At 61.4% G+C, this 17,134-nt stretch carries 14 protein-coding genes; 5 read left to right on the plus strand and 9 right to left on the minus strand.

The window, feature by feature from the left end; all coding sequences use genetic code 11:
- Positions 1-39 precede the first annotated feature (39 nt).
- Positions 40-621: a xanthine phosphoribosyltransferase gene (locus tag BREU_RS03625; protein ID WP_044088377.1), complete on the plus strand. Its 582-nt coding sequence runs from the start codon at positions 40-42 to the stop codon at positions 619-621.
- A gap of 69 nt (positions 622-690) precedes the next feature.
- The gene (locus BREU_RS03630; protein ID WP_044088378.1) at positions 691-2,049 is read left to right on the plus strand and encodes a nucleobase:cation symporter-2 family protein; all 1,359 of its coding nucleotides are present in this window, start codon (positions 691-693) and stop codon (positions 2,047-2,049) included.
- A gap of 269 nt (positions 2,050-2,318) precedes the next feature.
- Here the strand turns inward: BREU_RS03630 and BREU_RS03635 are convergent, their stop codons facing one another.
- Positions 2,319-2,630: a hypothetical protein gene (locus BREU_RS03635; RefSeq protein WP_044088379.1), complete on the minus strand. Its 312-nt coding sequence runs from the start codon at positions 2,628-2,630 to the stop codon at positions 2,319-2,321.
- Positions 2,631-3,045: 415 nt separating this feature from the next.
- Here BREU_RS03635 and BREU_RS03640 point away from each other — a divergent pair, with 415 nt between their 5' ends.
- Positions 3,046-4,503: an ATP-binding protein gene (locus BREU_RS03640; RefSeq protein ID WP_044088479.1), complete on the plus strand. Its 1,458-nt coding sequence runs from the start codon at positions 3,046-3,048 to the stop codon at positions 4,501-4,503.
- A 17-nt stretch (positions 4,504-4,520) separates the two neighbouring features.
- Here the strand turns inward: BREU_RS03640 and BREU_RS03645 are convergent, their stop codons facing one another.
- From BREU_RS03645 to BREU_RS03680, 8 genes are all read right to left on the minus strand, one after another.
- On the minus strand, positions 4,521-5,021 hold the full coding sequence (locus tag BREU_RS03645; RefSeq protein WP_044088382.1) for a hypothetical protein: 501 nt from the start codon (positions 5,019-5,021) through the stop codon (positions 4,521-4,523).
- On the minus strand, positions 5,018-6,751 hold the full coding sequence (locus BREU_RS03650) for a hypothetical protein (RefSeq protein WP_044088383.1): 1,734 nt from the start codon (positions 6,749-6,751) through the stop codon (positions 5,018-5,020). The genes BREU_RS03645 and BREU_RS03650 overlap by 4 nt, the downstream gene beginning before the upstream one ends.
- Positions 6,748-7,782, minus strand: a complete 1,035-nt coding sequence (locus BREU_RS03655; protein ID WP_202962213.1) for a glycosyltransferase family 2 protein — start codon at positions 7,780-7,782, stop codon at positions 6,748-6,750. Before BREU_RS03655 ends, BREU_RS03650 begins: the two co-directional genes overlap by 4 nt.
- Positions 7,782-9,227: a lipopolysaccharide biosynthesis protein gene (locus BREU_RS03660; protein WP_044088384.1), complete on the minus strand. Its 1,446-nt coding sequence runs from the start codon at positions 9,225-9,227 to the stop codon at positions 7,782-7,784. The genes BREU_RS03655 and BREU_RS03660 overlap by 1 nt, the downstream gene beginning before the upstream one ends.
- Before the next feature lie 4 nt (positions 9,228-9,231).
- Positions 9,232-11,079, minus strand: a complete 1,848-nt coding sequence (locus BREU_RS03665) for a DUF6020 family protein (protein ID WP_156100214.1) — start codon at positions 11,077-11,079, stop codon at positions 9,232-9,234.
- Between the two features lie 127 nt (positions 11,080-11,206).
- Positions 11,207-12,628 carry an ABC transporter permease gene (locus BREU_RS03670; protein ID WP_044095811.1) on the minus strand — a complete coding sequence of 474 codons (1,422 nt, stop codon included), beginning with the start codon at positions 12,626-12,628 and terminating at the stop codon, positions 11,207-11,209.
- Complete coding sequence (locus tag BREU_RS03675) at positions 12,615-13,865, minus strand: ABC transporter permease (protein WP_044088387.1); 1,251 nt, start codon at positions 13,863-13,865, stop codon at positions 12,615-12,617. Before BREU_RS03675 ends, BREU_RS03670 begins: the two co-directional genes overlap by 14 nt.
- A 9-nt stretch (positions 13,866-13,874) precedes the next feature.
- Positions 13,875-14,945, minus strand: a complete 1,071-nt coding sequence (locus BREU_RS03680) for an ABC transporter ATP-binding protein (protein WP_081886527.1) — start codon at positions 14,943-14,945, stop codon at positions 13,875-13,877.
- A gap of 267 nt (positions 14,946-15,212) precedes the next feature.
- Between BREU_RS03680 and BREU_RS03685 the strand changes: the two genes are divergently transcribed.
- Positions 15,213-16,463 carry a sensor histidine kinase gene (locus BREU_RS03685; RefSeq protein WP_414133017.1) on the plus strand — a complete coding sequence of 417 codons (1,251 nt, stop codon included), beginning with the start codon at positions 15,213-15,215 and terminating at the stop codon, positions 16,461-16,463.
- Complete coding sequence (locus BREU_RS03690) at positions 16,460-17,116, plus strand: response regulator transcription factor (protein WP_044088390.1); 657 nt, start codon at positions 16,460-16,462, stop codon at positions 17,114-17,116. Before BREU_RS03685 ends, BREU_RS03690 begins: the two co-directional genes overlap by 4 nt.
- Positions 17,117-17,134: the final 18 nt, after the last annotated feature.

A 17,134-nucleotide genomic window follows, 5' to 3' on the forward strand; every position in this document is an offset into this window, starting at 1 on the left:
AAACAGCTATTTCCATCTGACGCCAAGGAGGTAAACCCATTGCAGGAACTCGAGGAGCGAATCCAGGCCGAGGGCACCGTCAAACCCGGCAATGTGCTGAAAGTGGACGCGTTTCTGAACCATCAGTGCGATGTGCGTCTGTTCGACCACATGGGCGCTGAATGGGCCAGGCACTTCGCCGGCAAAACCATCACCAAGATCCTCACCATCGAGGCTTCGGGCATCGGCATCGCCTGTTGCGCGGCACGCCATTTCGGCGATGTGCCCGTGGTGTTCGCCAAGAAAGCCCAGTCCATCAATCTGGATGGCGACCAGTACACCACCACCGTGTACTCCTTCACCAAGCAGAAGGAGTTCCCGGTCATCGTCTCCAAGAAATACCTGAACCCTGGAGACCATGTTCTCCTTATCGATGATTTCCTGGCCAACGGCAAGGCGCTGCGCGGCCTGATCGAGCTGTGCGAGGAGGCCGGCGCGGTCGTCGAAGGCATCGGCATCGCAGTGGAGAAAGGCTTCCAGGGCGGCGGCGACCAGCTGCGCGCCGACGGTTATGACGTGGACTCGCTGGCCATCGTGGAGTCCATGGACCCCGAGACCGGCAAGATTGAGTTCCGCCACTGAGGGCACACGCCGGTTCGCCGGACAGCGGACCGGCGTTCGTTGACATACGAGAGAATCAAGAGAGGATATATGGAAGAGAAGAAGGATGCCGCCAAGTCGGCAGGCATTTCGATGGAGGCGCTGACTTCGCTGGATGCGCCGGTTTCGTTCTGGAAAGGTATTCCATTCGGCCTGCAGCACGTCATGGCCATGTTCGTGGCGAATCTCGCCCCGATTTTCATCGTGGCCTCGGCAGCGAAGATGACGCCGGCTCAGTCGGCCACCGTCATTCAGGCGGGCCTGCTGGTGGCGGGTCTCGGCACATGCCTGCAGCTGTATGGCGCGTGGCGCATCGGCTCCCGCCTGCCGATGGTCACCGGCATCTCCTTCACCTATGTGGCGGCTGCGGTGGCCATTTGCGCCGACAAGGGCTATGGTGCGGTCGTTGGCGCGGTGCTGGTCGGCGGTCTGCTTGAGCTGGTGCTGGGCCTGACCGCACAGTACTGGCGTCGTTTTGTGCCGCCGATCGTCTCGGCGATCGTGGTGACGTCCATCGGCTTCTCCCTGCTCAACGTGGGTGCTACCAGCTTCGGCGGCGGCTCCGGCGCGAAGGACTTCGGTTCGTGGGAGAACCTCACGCTCGGTCTGGTCTCACTGGTGGCGTGCCTGGCGTTCCAGCTGCTGATGAAGGGTACGCTGAAGCAGCTGTCCGTGCTGTTCGGTCTCGTGGTCGGCTACGTGGTGGCCGTATGCATGGGCAAGGTCTATTTCTCGGGCTTCCAGAATCTCGCCATCGTCTCCGTGCCGCAGTTCATGCCGTTCAAGCCGGTGTTCGACCCAGGCGCGATCATCTCCCTTGCATTGCTCTATGTCGTCTCCTCGGTAGAGGTGCTCGGCGACACCGCCGCCCTGACCAAGGTGGGTCTCAACCGTCTGCCCACCGAGAAGGAGACCGCCGGCGCCATCGCTGGCGATGGTCTGATTTCCTCCGTTTCAGGCCTTTTCGGATGTCTGCCGCTCACCTCGTTCGCCCAGAACATCGGTCTGGTGGCCATGACCAAGGTGGTCAACCGCAAGGTCATTCTTTCCGGTGGCCTGATTCTGATTCTGGCGAGCTTCGTGCCGGCCATCGCGGAGATGTTCAACTCGCTGCCGCAGGCGGTGCTCGGCGGTTGCACGATCATGATGTTCGGCAACATCATCCTCTCCGGCTTCCAGATGATCGCCGAGGCGGGCTTCACCCAGCGCAATATCACCATTGCTGCGCTTTCGCTGACCATCGGCATCGGCTTCACGCAGGTGAGCGACATCTTCGCCCACTTCCCGGCCCTGTTCCAGCAGATCTTCGCCTCGAACTGCATCGCCGTGGCCTTCGTGGTCGCCGTGATCCTCAACGCCGTCCTTCCTAGCGAGGAGCATTTCCTCGCTGCTCGCAGCGAGGAACAGTAGGCACAGCCTCGCTGCCCGCAGCGAGGAACAGTAGGCACAGCCTCGCTGCCCGAAGCAAGAAAGCATAAGCACCGACTCCCCGCAAGTCGCAGGACCGTTCCGCGGTTATCACCCGTGATGGCCGCAGAACACACCGTTCTCGACAGCGGGCACAGGCAGCAGTAGACAGATGAGTGATCCCCATTCCCGTCCGAGGGAATGGGGATCACTCATAACACCTCATCATCCTGTTGCGTGGCGCTTCAGGATTCAAGGTCGACATATGGATCTCAGCGCAGGCGGGTCTCCTTCAGCGCGGATTTGACGGCCGCCTTGGTGAGTACGAACTGAATGTAGTAGGTCGCCACTGTCAGGATGGCCACACCCGCCAACGTGATGACCCCGGCGATGGCGTCATCCTTGGAGATGTTCCTGACCGGGCACTTGCCTCCCTTGCCGCATAGGCCTGGGTGGCGCTTCAGTGGGCAATGGGCCGCCTTGGCACAGCCATCCTCCGTTACACCGGGCTGCCCGTCCGCCGTAACATCGTTGACGTCGTTCTCATTGAACGTGAACGTATCGGTTTCATTGGTGTCGCTCATGATCACTCCCCTATCAATGGCATTTGACTGTTCCTGACGGCCACCGCGCCGCCGTATCCTCCATTATATCGACACGCCATAGGGGACGTCTCGTATGAATTCTCGATGAATTGCATGGCGCATGGCAATACTCCGCTCGCATCCACCTCGCCAGCTGCGGCACAATAGTGCCAATACGGGTTCTTCCATGCCAAGGAGGCGCGCCATGACCGACGACATGCATCGTATTGACGGCCCCACCGCGGCCGGAGAGCCGACCGACTATCCGACGGGCATGCCGAATGGCCCGATTCCCCGCACACAGATCCCCGACGCAGTCAGCCAGTCGGCTATTCCTCCGATCGCCTCATCTCTCGCCATATCCGGTGACGACGCCGGCACCGAGCGTCACTCCATCGATGACTACACCGCGAAGATGACCGAGCTCATCGAGCTGATGCGCATGATTGGCAACGACACGCAGCAATGCGAGGTCAAGGAATGCAAGCGTCGCATCTCCTCGACCATCACGGATACGCTGTCCGCATTCTCGAACGGCTCAGGCGGCTGGATCATCCTCGGGCTTTCCGAAAAGTCGGGTTTCGCGCCGGTCGATCATTTCGATGCGCGCGCCATGCAGGAGGCGCTGAGCCAGGCATGCGAGAAGATGACCCCGGTGGTGCGCCCGGTGATTGTCACCTGTCCTTTCGAGGGAGCGAATCTGGTGTTCGCACGCATCGATGAGATGCTGCCACGTGACAAGCCATGCTTCACCACGGCGCTCGGCCCCCATGGCGGTTCGTTCATCCGCACAGGTGACGGCGACCGGCGTATGACCTCCTATGAGGTGGATCGGCTTATCGAAGAGCATCTGCAACCCACCTACGATCTGGATATCGTGCCGGGCGCCACCATCGACGACCTTGACCATGCATTGGTATCGGGCCTGTTGGCGCGTGTCCGCGAGCAGCATCCTCATGTGTTCTCCGGCAGCGACGACGCCCGTATGCTGCTGGATCTGCAAGTGCTCCGGCATGATGATTCCGACGATGCCACGGTCGGAGGCGTGCTGAGGCCCACATTGGCCGGACTATTGGCTCTTGGCCGGTATCCTCAGAAGTATTATCCGCGTCTGTCCATCTCCATCGCCGTGTTTCCGGGCATCGACCGTGATGAGGTGTTCCGCGGCGACGAACGACTGGTCGCCGCGAAGACCATTGTCGGCCCTATTCCGGTGATGATCAATGATGCGGTGGAATCGTTGATGCGCTGGATCGGCGCCAAGAAACCGGATTATCCGCCCGTGGTGCTGCGTGAGGCAATCGCCAACGCGCTGACCCACCGCGACTACTCCCCGGATGCCCGCGGCACACAGGTGCGCATCAATGTGTTCACGAACCGTATAGAAATCACGAATCCGGGTGGCCTGTACGGCACGGTAACGCATGACGTGCTCGCCAACCCGCATCCGGTGACGGGCGTGCCGTTCGTCTCCACACGAAACCAGTTCCTTTTCACGCTTCTGGAGTCCACTCCGTATCCTGACGGCGGGTTCGTCAATCCTGAGGGAGGCGATGGCTATCAGCGCATCGCGGCGAGCCTGCGCGAGGCCGGCGTCGAACCGGCGACCACACGCAATGACATCAACACGTTCACCATGACCATCACCAAGCATCGGACGGCCGCGAACAGCACGCCCAGCGACATCTCGAAGGCGATCATGACCGTGCTGGAGCGTCATTCGGCGATGAGCATCAAGGAGATCATACGCGAACTGCAATTGACTCCGCTGGCCGCCACGTCAGGGATGCGCGAGCTGATCCGGGAAAGGCGCGTCGCCAAGGTGAGGTTGCAGGACGATCCGACCCAGCGCTATCGGCTGAAGAGCAATTGAATCCTGGTTCCTCTTGCCTACATGAAGAGGAACCAGGATGCGGTATCCCACCAGTTCGCCACAGGCATGTTCATCCCCGATGCGAACTGTTTGAAGAAGAGGAATACCAGCGCCGCCACAAGCCCCGCGCACAGCCATCCGAACGTGAGCCTCTGGGTTACGAGTCGCCAATGGGCCGCTTCCATCCGGACGCTATCCCCGCGAGAATCCGTCACGCTTCCGGCCATCGCGGCATCCTGTCGATTCACGACACCATCGACGGCATACAGCAGCACAAGGAACGAAGTCATCAGCATGAACGCAAAATCGATTTCATACCGGATATCCGGACCGGTGATCCGGGCATCGACAATGAAGGCGAGCAGCCAGGACACGAATACGCCAGCCAAAAGTCCACTGGCGCGGATGCCATGCAGCGCGAACCTCCATACGACGATGGTGAACAGAAGCAACGCGAACGGCGCAGCAGTGAGGAACCATCCGCCGAACATGGCATGTTCGGAGCGCCACGTGGTCAACGGCACCCCGCCGGTTGGATGAAGGGGAAATGCGCGGTGATGTTGGGAGGCTGTATCAGATAGGTGAAGACAAACGAGAAATACTGGGTAAGCGGCGCACGCATATGCGTCATATCGTAGCCGGTCAGATTGTAGGTCGCGCCGAAATCGGTGAATTTGCCGAAGCGGGCCTGATTGTAGGCGAACTGGAGCAGGAAGACCAGCAAATACGGTGCTATAGCGCACGACCAGGTCTTGAGCTCGCGGACGAGCGCCGCCCCTCCGCGCAAACCCTGCCTCCATAATCCGATGATCTCATCGCTGAACAACGGGACGGCAATAAGCGTGGCAAGGATGACCTGAGGTCTGCATGCGATGGTCAATGCCATGCACAACGACCCCGACGCCAGTAGTGGCAGATTCAATCCGCGCAGTTTGGCCTCGATCCATAGCGACAATCCCAAAGCGGCGAACAGGACCGCCATCTCCTGAGGTATCTGGTAGAACAGTCCCAATTGGATGACGAACGCGATGCCGTCACCGAACATGAAGGCGACCATGCCGAACAACGCGGCGCCAAGGGAGACGGCACGGCGACGACCGATCAGACGAGCCAGCTGTATGGTGAGCAGCGCGACGGCGGCGGAAGCCAGAGTGGCCGTGATGATGATGGCGGTGTTTGTGGCCATGTCCATGCCGGTAATCGCCTTGAATGGCGCGAACAGCAGCAGCGCCGGCAGGACGCCGAAGTATGAGTAGTATCGCCCATCATGGAACGCCACATCGAAGAAGATGGGGACGTCGGGATGCGCGAGCGCCGTGGCTATACGCGCTTTCGTATCGTAGGGGTTGCTCATGCCGGCGAGCACATCGTTCACCGGGTAGTCGAGCCACGTTCGGCCGTGAAGGATGGCGTCGGCGAGCATCTGGTATTGGTTGACTGCGGAATAGGACGCGAAATAGTTCCAATAGGTGGGTTCCGGGCTGTCCTGCGGCGATGCCATAACCAGCAGCGCGACCGGCAACAGGCTTGTAGCCACCGCACAGATGCCGACCGGTATCAGACTGGAGCTGCGGCGCAACGCGAGCCGGATGCGATAGAGCGGCGAATTCGGACGGAACAGGATGATGAGCAATGCGGCCACCAGTTCGAGAGCGAGGCGAAGGGCGCTGAAGCGCATCGGCACACGCGGATTGGCCGTAATGGGGCCGTATGGGATCACCGCACCTTTCTCCATCTGCTGATAGCGGAGTCTGACATGGGTGGAGCCGTCTCCGACCCGCGAATACCGTGACGATTCGGAGGATGGCGAATAGCCGACGTCGGCGTTAGCGTCATACCATCCGCTGTCGGTGGATTTCATGGTGGAGACCCGCCACTTCACCGAGTCGTTCTGGGAGGGCCGCTCAGACGGCACGTGGTCGATGTACAGGTATTCGATGGGCTGGCTGGCGGAGACGTCACGCCAGGCGTGCTCCGGATCGGTGACGACGGCGATCCCACCCGTCTCGACGTTCAGGCCCGACCCTACCCCGTCATCATGGGTCTGCTGCGGCGTGGAGCCGATGGTCTGCCAGAACGGCAGATTGAAGACGAACAGCTCCAGCACCGTGATGACGACGAATGCGACAAGGATAGGCTTGAGCCATACGCGCGAAGCCGGTCTCCGCGCTCCGGCCGCCGCGGCATCCATGTGCGCTTCTTCCTGGCGTGAGGGCCGTCGTGACATGCCGCTGCTGAGCATGCTCATCGGGTTGCCTTCCACTCGGCGCATGATTGTTGGGGATCGGCGGCATCCTGATGCAGTGTTCCGCCCCATAACGCACGTGCCGCAGGCGAATACTCGATCTCTTTGACCCGTTCGAGCTGGTCCTCCTGGAGTTTGCGTTGCGTGCGCATCACTTCGGAGATGATGAGCAGCAGCAGCGATATCACCATCCAGATGAACAGCATGACACCGAGCAGCAGCGACTGCATATGTCCCCTGCCCTGCCCTGCAAAGAAGAACGTGAGATATCGGATGAAGATGATGGCCGCGAGCAGGCCGGGGACGATAGCCGACCAGGTGAACACCGTATGCGCCCGGAACATAAGGAAGCTGCGGACGATGGCGCCCGCCGATTTGCCCATATGCTCGAAGATATTGTGGAAGAGGCGTGAGTTGCGGGTTTTCGGATTGGTGACAATCGGTATGGAGGTGATGGCGATCCGCTTGTAGCCGGCCTGGATGATCGTCTCCATGCAGTAGCTGAATTCGGTCAGGATATTGAGCTGTATGAGCGCCCGCTTGGAGTAGGCTCGGAATCCGCTGGCCGCGTCAGGGATATGCGTTCCTCCGGCCGCGGCGTTCACCACCCAGGAACCGAATCGTTGCATGAGCTTCTTGAACGGTCCGAACTCCTTGATGGTGTCGGTCTGTCTGTCGCCGACCACGATATCCGCTTTGCCCTCGATGATAGGACGCACCAGATCGCCGATGCGCTCGCTGGGATACTGGTTGTCGCCGTCCGTATTGACCACGATGTCCGCGCCATGCTTCAACGCGTAATCGACGCCGTCGCGGAAGGCGCGCGCCAGTCCCATCGTGCCGCTGTGATGCACGATATGCCGTATGCCTAGGGCGCGCGCCACGGCTACGGTGTCATCCGTGCAGCCGTCGTCGACGATCATCACATCGAGCCGGTCGACGCCGGGAATCGACTTCGGCATCCGCTCCATGACCATCGGCAGTGTCTTCGCCTCGTTGAGGCAGGGGATCTGTACGAACACGTGCATCGTCATCACTCTTTTCTGTTTGTCACAAGCGTTCGGATCATGCGTATATCGATGACGCCGGCCCGCGCGATGACCGCGAGATAGGCCGCATACATCAATGCATAAAGGCACATGAGCACCAGGAAGTTGCTTGTCGGCATCAAGCGTCCTACGCCGTATGCAACCGCCCACAACGCCGCATTGCAGCCGATCGCCGTCCATGTCCTGCAGCTCATCACATCCCCCAGCCTGAGTCTGACCTCAGCAAAGGAAATCGTCATGAGGAAGAATGTGCACGTCATGCTGGTGGCCGCGATGGCCGTGATGCCGCCCCATCGTGCGCTGAGGATGAACGCCGTGACGACGACGATCAGCGAGATCAACGACAGCCAATCGGAAAAACGCGCGTCGCGTTCGGCATTGAGCAGCATGTTGAGCATCACCGTGACACCCATGAAGAAACTCGACAATGCGAGGAAGGAGAGAGCCGACGCCGCAATCGTGTACCGCGGCGAGTAGAAGGCGGCCAGCAACGTCGCGCTGGTGGCGGAAATCGTCACCGCCATCGGCATAATCAGCGCGAATGCGAGCAGCAGGAGCTCGCGGGCCTTGTCGATAGCCGCATCGCGCTCCCCCTGTGCGATCAACCGCGAGACGACTGGCAGTATGATGACGGCGAACGCCTGGAGCAGATAATACGTGGTCTTCCCGAAGTTCATCGCACCGGTGTAATAGCCGGCCATCTGCGAAGGCAGTTCGGCTTTGACGACGAGCGTATCGGCGCTCAGTACCAATGAGGCCATGATGAAGAACAAGGAGAAGGAGAGCGTACCGTGAGCGGCGGCGCGCCAGGTGAAGGCGCGGCCTTCCCCTGCGGGCAGCATCCGCCAGACGGGAACGAGCATGGCAAGTCCGATGACGATGGTCACGATCATCGCCGAACAGTAGCCGACTTCAAGGCCGATGACCGGATCATCGGGGAACACGAGGATGATCAACGGAATGGTGCCAAGCTTGATCATCGGATAGAACGTGGCAAGGAACGCGCTGCGTCCGAACCGCTGCAATCCGTCGTTGATGCCGAGCATCACGACATACAGGCCGTTGGCTGGCACGAGGAACGCCGCATAGCGGAAATAGCGCGCCAAAGCATCATCGCCGAACATCACGCCGAACAGAGGCGCGCCCGCGAAGTCGATGAGGAAGAACAGTGCGACGACGGCGAACTGGACCACCAGCGTGCGCACAATCACCTGGCACCCGTCGTAATGCCGTGAAGCGATGCTGCGGGCCAGGGATTGGCGTGCGCCATTGCTGACGAACAGGTACTCGAAGTCCAGCACGGTGATGATGGTGCCCACCACGCCATAATCGGCGGGCGAGGCGAAACCGCCGAGGAAGTAGTGGATGGCGTATCCGGCGACGAAGAAGGCGACATTGCTGATGAGATTGAATACCAAACCGCGGTTCATGACGTCAGACCCCCTTCTGCCGCCATAACCGTTCAGGGCGTACCGCATCTGCACGCAACACGCCGATCAGCAGGGGAACCATGATGAGCGACCACAGCATGTACCGGGTGGCGGTGGGTTTGAGAGGTATCGAAATTGCATTGGGCAGCAGGGAAAGCAGTGACCAGACAAGAGGCACTGCGAACGGGAACCACGAATGCCGTCTGACAGCGCGACCATCGCGCATGCCGGACGCAGCGGACGCGGCGGCACGGCCGAGACGGCAATAGACAAGGAACAGGGGCAGGACGAATGTCCAAACGGAGGTGAACGTCAGTATGCGGATGATTGGGAGGGAGCGCCATGCGTTCCACCACGCGTGGGCGGCGGACTGACCGGCCCGGTTTTCCGCATACGCGGGCATCTGCCGGAACGGCTTGCTGTAGGCGTTGAAGATCTGCAAGTCCATCTGGTTGCCGATGGCCTGGTCGGCGACCCGGTCGAGCGAGGCGAGGCTCACCGCCGGTGCTGTGGAATTCTGTGGCGTGCGCAGGAAAGAGAACCAGCCGGATTCGAGTGAGGCGAACGCGATGAGATAGGAATCCGGATGCCTGAGGCCCATCTGCGCCCAAGCCGTGGCATAGTCGGGCACGCCGTTGGCGTCGCGCAGCGAGTATTGGATGATCGGGTCGGCCAGATAAGGGTTGTACCTCGAGGCCATGTGATCGAACGGCACATGGTTGACCGTGTCGACGGCTTTGCGTTCGTCTGGCGTGATGTCATGGGGATGGTCAAGCGCATACCGTGCAGTCATCTGCATCGGCACGACGAGAATCTGGTTGGAATCCTCCTTGGCCACCTTGAGCGGCCCGGCCACGGCTGCGGGGAATATGACGACGGCGAGCAACGTCACGCCCAGCGCAGCGGCAAGCGCCGTCAGACGCCGACGGCGAGTCGCTGCGACCACTGGCAGTGCCAGCAGGGAGAGCACGGTGATGTACAGCCCGGTCATCGTGGTGAGCGCGCAGCCGAGGGACAGCACGAACAATCCGGCGAGGAAACGTCTCGACGCCAGCGCCTCGAGCCCGGTCCGCACGGTTTCAGCCATCATGATGAGCCATGGGATGAGGAACACCATGTGCAGGCTGTCCTTGACGATGGACATCGTGAAGATCGGGAAGGCCGGGAAGACGGAGAAGAACACCAGCATCATCAGGCCATAGGCGCGGCCGCAGCCGATATGCCGTACATACAGGCATGCGGCTGCAAGTCCGAGGATGGTGGCGGCCACTTGGACGGCGAGATAGGCAATCAGACCGTTCTGGTAGTTTCCGGTCAGCGTATCGCCCAGCCATGCCGCGCCGCCGAAGACAAGCGTGTCGAGCACCGGATGATGCGAGGATATCGCGCCTGCCGGTTGTCCATAGGCGCTGATGCCGAAGAACTGCGCAATCTGGTCCCCCGTGTCGAACCATATGGTGCCGGGAGCCATCATGATGATGACCGGCATCCAGCAGATACCTATGACCGCCCCGTATATCAGCAGTCGTGGGATCAGACCGAGCCGGTCGAATCGTTCGAACAACTCACGGAGCCAACTGGCAGCGGACGCATGCGAGATGCATTGCATGGCCCGTATCACGGCCGGCCTGCATCCGTTGCCCGATGCTACGGAATCCGACTTGGCTGTTCGGACCGGCGACAGGGCAATGAGCCGCTCGCCCGCCATGAACACGATGAGCAGCAGGCCAGCCAAGACGAGCGACTTCGCCCAGAACCGGCCATCATAAGGTCCGAAGACGGCCCGGGTCGCGGCTTGATCGGCGCATGCGATGGTCAAGCCGCCGAGCATACACAGAGCAACCTGCGCCATCCTCGACGGCCTGACCTTTCCGAACATCATGATTTAGACGATAAGTGACCGGATACGTAGTCTGCACGGAATTGGCGTATTGTTCACCGAGCGGTGTCGCTCCGGTAAGACTGACGAGGCGAAGGCTTCATCTAGCGAGTTGCGTGGTGCTCGTCCCCACCGGGACGGGCCGTGTGCGCCGCCAACGGCCGATGGCAAGCCCGATGCAGACGAATGTCACTGCAAACAGCGCCACAATGCCAATCGAAGAAGCCCATCCCGTCACGCTCACGCCACTGTCCGCAGCGGTGCCGATGCCGAGCGCGTCGTCAATCGCCGCGCAATACCACCATCCGGGCAGCATACGGCCGATGGCGAGCATCGGTGCGGGCATCATGTCGAGCGGGAAGGCAACGCCGGAGGTGAACAGGATGAGCAGGCCGAATACGTTGGCGAACCCGTTGGCCATGGTCTCGCCGGTCCCTCCGCATTCGCCGAGCAGGAAGCCGCAGGCCACGGTCATCAGTGCATAGATGCAGGCCGCCAGGAGCGTCATCGCCGCCCCGGCGGGATCGATCCGGGTCGGGTCGAGACCAGCTCCGGCCATCAGCCCCACTGTGGCCAGAAGGTAGATGACGACCACGATCAGCGCGAACATGCACATGGTGGCCATGCGTTCGACGCCCATCAGCGAGGAGCGTTGCGGGGATGCGAAGAGCCGGCGTCTGGTCTCACCCGCATTGAACACGCCCAATACCAGCGCCGTGCATACGGTCATGGCGACGAACAGCGGGTACAGCATGGTTTTCATCGTGACGCCGAGACCTTTGGCGGCCTCTGTCGCAGCGTCGGGCTGCATGGCGGGGGCGTCGCTGTGATCGACTGCAATCGCATGGTTTGCGGCCTTGTCACGGGAGACGGCTTCGACCCGTTCCGCAGCTTCGGATACATCATTCAGGCCGAGGTCAGCAATCCGTCCTTCAGGCAGCATGTCCAGCGACCCGTTTGACGTCGTCGCCTGTCCGTTGCCGGAATCGGACGATCCTGCATATGCGCCATACAGCGTGGCCCAGTCGGCGGCATCCACCGTCACATTCCCTCCGATCAGCGTCGTGCGCAGCATGGAGAGGAACCCACTGACGCTCATGGAGGCCATTGAACCGGCGCCGGACCTGTAGCTAGTCACCGTTTCGACGGCAGGCGTGTCTTCACCGGATTTCACCGAGGCAAGCATGTCGTCCGCGTAGCCTTGCGGGATGATGACGATGAGATCGACCCAGTTCGACGCGACGGCACGCTGCAATGTCTCCGGCTGGTCTTCGACATCGACCAGTTCATGGTCAGGTGTCAGATAGGCGCGCAACGAGCCTGCGATATACCCTCGGTCGGCGTCGCGGTCCACGACGGCGACCGAAGGCTTGTCCGGGACGAAGGTGTCGCCGGCCTCCGTGCCGGATTTCAGTTGAAAGGCGCTGATGGTGAACATCATGATGCCGATAAGCACCAGATAGATGATGATGTAGAGTCGGTGCGCGATCAGTACGCGAATCGTGGCCTTACAGGTGTTCATAGCGTTGCTCCTTGAGCATGATGACGCCCGCGATGAGGAAGACGGCGCTCATGGCGAGCAGGATGCCGCAGGTGGTGAGGAACGGGCGGTAGCTGTCGAAATAGAGGATGTCGTAGAACAGGTTGGTCACCTGCTGGGCGGGGTTGATGAGTGCAAGCACTGGCGCGTCGCGAGTAATCAATTCGCTCAGGCTCATCGCGAATGCGCCATACAGTCCGGAGAACAGGGACAGGGCGCATGGGATCGCACTGGTAAGTCCCATTTTCACGCTGTGCGTGAGCCCGGGGATCGCTCCTATCATCGTGCCGAACGCACAGGCCATGAACGAGGCCGTGATGACCGCGATGACGGCTGCGGGCTCACGCCCGCCGAGGGCGATGCCGCAGACATACCGGATGTAGGACAGGGCGATGAGCAGGCTCGTCGCGGCGCACAGCCAACTGGCCAGGAATCCGGCCATGAGCTGCCGGCCACGGCCCAATGGCGCGACCGTGCGTCGCAGCCCCAATGCGGACAGGTTCGCCTGGGCCGTGGTCACCGCGGTGATCGAATACCCCATGGCCATCAGGCAGGCCATGCCGAGCAAGGCGTAGAAGTATCGGGCCATTGCGTCCGGCTTGAAGTTCGTCAACTGGATCTCGCGGGTCATGCCTGCGGTGTCGCCCAAGGACGTCCAGAACGAGCGGCTCACAGCCGCCTGCGGATTGTCGGCGATGAGATCACGGGTGACGGCGTCGGTCCGATTGTACAGTCCGATGGCGTTGCCGAGTGCGGCGATGGCGACGGCTTTCGATGAACCGGACGACATGGCGTCCTTCGCGCTGCCGGCCACCGTGGAAGCCAGCGTCAACCGCAGTCCGCCTTCTGAGTCCACGGTCAGGTATCCGTCTGCCGTGCCGTCTGCGAGCGCGGCGCGCGCCTGGGTCAGGGAGTCAACGGCGGTGGCGTCTATGAGATGGATGCCCGGATCGGCGTGAGCACCTGGCGTCTCGGATTCATCGGACGTGCGGGTCTTGCCGGAGAGCGCATCGACGAACGAGGACGCTACGGATGCGTCTTTCCAGTTCGCATCCTCCACCACGGCCATCGCGATCGGCTTGATCTCATAGCTATCCGCGAGATTGCCGAACATGCCGGCGAACAGGGTGGAAAGCACAAGCGGGAAGACGATGAGCCAGAACAGCGCAGACCTGTCGCGCAGGTTCGTCTTCAATGTCATGACGAATGTGGACCACATGGCATCCTCCTAGTCCCTCAGTGCCTTGCCTGTCAGTTCGAGGAACACGTCGTTCAGGGTGGGCGGCTGGCTGGTCAGGTGGCCGACGTTCGTGCCGGCGGCGCGAAGCACGCCGAGCAGGTCGATGAGGTTATGCTCGCCACGACGGCATCGCACGTCCAGTTCATGCCCGTTGTAGGCCGCTTCGATGACGAAGCCAAGCGCGCGTACTGCCGCCAGCGTCTCCTCGGTGAGGTCAAGCGTTCCGATGGTGATGCGTTCGCCGGTGTCGATCATGTCCTTCAGTTCGTCCGCGGTGCCGAGCGCCAGATGCCTGCCGTGGTCCATGATGAGGATGCGGTCGCAGATCCGCTCGACCTCCTCCATGTAGTGGCTGGTGTACACTACGGTGGCACCGTCACTGTTGAGTCGCTGGATGCCTTCGAGGATCGCGTTGCGGCTCTGCGGGTCCACGGCCACGGTCGGCTCGTCGAAGAAGATGAGGTCGGGCTTGTGCGCGATGCCGCAGGCGATGTTGAGACGCCGCAGCAGACCTCCCGAGAGCTTGCCTGGACGGAACCTGCGGAAGTCCTGCAGCCCGGCGAACGCGACCGCCTCCTCGACCAGCGGCGCTCGTTCGGCTTTCCTCGGCACATACAGGGAGCAGAAGTAGTCGATGTTCTCCTCCACCGTCAGCTCGTTGAACACGGCCACATTCTGCGGCACAATGCCGATGCGTCGTTTGAGGTCGTATGAGGTCGGCGTCATCGGCTGGCCAAAGACGCGTATGGTGCCCGAATCGTAAGTGAGCAGCGCAAGGATGCAGTTGATCGCCGTGGTCTTGCCGGAACCGTTCGGGCCGAGCAGACCGAAGATCTCGCCTTGGTGCACGTCGAGGTCGAAATAGTCGAGCGCCACCATGTCGCCATAGTGTTTGACGAGTTTCGAGACGCTGACGGCCGGGGTATCGTTCACGTTCGCAGCTGGCGTGCCTTCGTCCGGTATGGCCGCGATCCGCACGGCCTGAGATGCGGTCTCCTCGCCGCAGTGCGCCGATGCCGCCGGGACAGAGTCCGTGAGGTTTGCGCTGTCGTCCGCCATGTCCGCTCCTTTCCTGGAATCATCCCCTTCTCGGGTTGTCTTCATCATCCCAAGCGCGGACCGTCGACGCCATCCACAAACGTCACGATTCATGCCCCGCGCAATGACATTTGTCATGTCTTGCCGCAAGTGCCTTGCAACGCATGCAGCATGCACGACGCACGACGATCCTGTCCATCAACGAACGCGGCCGTTGCGGGTAGGCTTGAGTGCAGTTACGGCATCTACTGCGGAGGTCTCATGCGGATATTGGCGGAGAAAGGATTGATGGCGGCATTGGGCATGCTGCTCGCTCTGAACTTTCATCCGCATGCCGACGCCATGCTGGTCGTCGCTATGCTTGCCGCAATCTGCATCACCAGCATCACCGAATGGCTTGCCGCAAGCCGATGGAAATGGCTGCCGATGGGGTTGTTCACGCTGGCCTGCATCTTCCTTCCTCTATGGCGCTCATTCCTGCCGCTTGCCGCCTATGATGCCGGACGGACCGTGATGCCGACGGTTTTGTTCAATTCAGGCGATTCCGGACGAAACCGATCAGACGGCATCAGACAGGATTTGGCGCATCGTCTGATGCCGTTTGTCCGATGGACGTGGGTCGTTCCGCTGGTTTGTGTAGCGGCGGACGCCAGCACGGGTTCAGCGAGTACAATCGCAGCTTCGGCGTTCCTCGCACTGGTGACATGCGCCGGTTTCGCCCTAGGCTCCGACTCCCGACGCGCCGAGGATGCGTCACGCCGAATCAGGCATTTGCGGGATCATGCGCGCGAATCCTTGCGCGCGAACCGTCGGCGTCTTGCGGAGATCGAAGAGGAACGCGCCCAGTCGGTGCGTATGGCCACGCTTGGGGAACGCACGCGCATCGCACGCGAGATACACGACAACGTAGGACATCTGCTCACCCGTGCGATCATGCAGACACAGGCAAGCCGCACGGTGGCCGAGGCGATGGGCGAGAAAGCATCGGCCCAAGGGTTCACGGCATTGTCCGAAACCTTGGACGAGGCCATGACGATGGTTCGCAGATCAGTGCACGACCTGGAGGACGACGGCACCGATTTCGCTGCGCAGATCAGTGCAGCGGTCCGGTCGTTCGACGGCATCAGCCCCGGATTCACGGTCGGCTTGGTCAATGGCATCGAGTCTGCCCCCGCTCCGGTGACACGCTGCTTCGCCACGGTGATCCGCGAGGCGCTGGCCAACGTGGTACATCACAGCGAGGCGTGCGAGGCGACCGTGACGCTGCGCGACATGCCGGCGTTATGGCAGCTGGTCGTGCAGGATCCCGGGCCCGCGAAGCCGGGCGAGGCCCCAGCTCCTTTCTCCGACCCTGTCATGGCGACACGGCATGATGCCGAAACGTATCGCGGCATGGGGCTGGCGGATATCGACTCACGGGTCCGGTCCTTGGGAGGGACCTCCCTATGCGGCCCGTATGGCACCGGCTGGCGGGTGTTCGTATCCATACCGAAAGGCCCATGGCAATCAGGGACACATGTGGAATCGGGGCAATCATGACAACCATCGCAATCGTGGACGACGACCCGATCGTCTGCCAATCATTGCAGACGATCCTCACCGCCACCGGCACCGCCGAGGTGCTGTGGACCGCCAACGACGGGGATGCCGCGCTGGCCGGATACTTCAAGGCTCCCTCCAGCAGGCCGGACGTGCTGCTCATCGACATCCAGATGCCAGTGACGGATGGCATCACCGCCGCGCGGCGGATCCTGGCGAGGGACCCCGCCGCCCGTATCCTGTTCCTCACCACATTCGCGGATCGGGACTATATCGCCCAGGCCATGGGACTCGGCGCCAAAGGCTACCTCATCAAACAGGATGTGTCCGCGGTGAAACCGGCGATCGAAGCCGTCATGGCCGGGCAGGTGGTGATGGGATCGGATGTGCTCGGAAAGCTCACCGGCGGCGTCCACGCGCCATACGCAGCGGATTCACCATCCGGGGACGAAGGCGCACTTGACGATGCGCTGAACGAGCGCGAACGAGATATCGCGGCGCTGGTCGCCAAGGGACTGGACAACCGGGACATCGCCGCCACGCTGTATCTGAGCGAGGGGACGGTACGCAACCGCATCAGCGCCATACTGGACAAACTGGGACTGACGAACCGCACACAGCTGGCGATCCGATGGATCAACGAGCATCGATGACCGACTACGTAACAGGAA

Origin of the sequence: Bifidobacterium reuteri DSM 23975, assembly GCF_000741695.1 — a bacterium.
Taxonomy (GTDB): Bacteria; Actinomycetota; Actinomycetes; order Actinomycetales; family Bifidobacteriaceae; genus Bifidobacterium; species Bifidobacterium reuteri.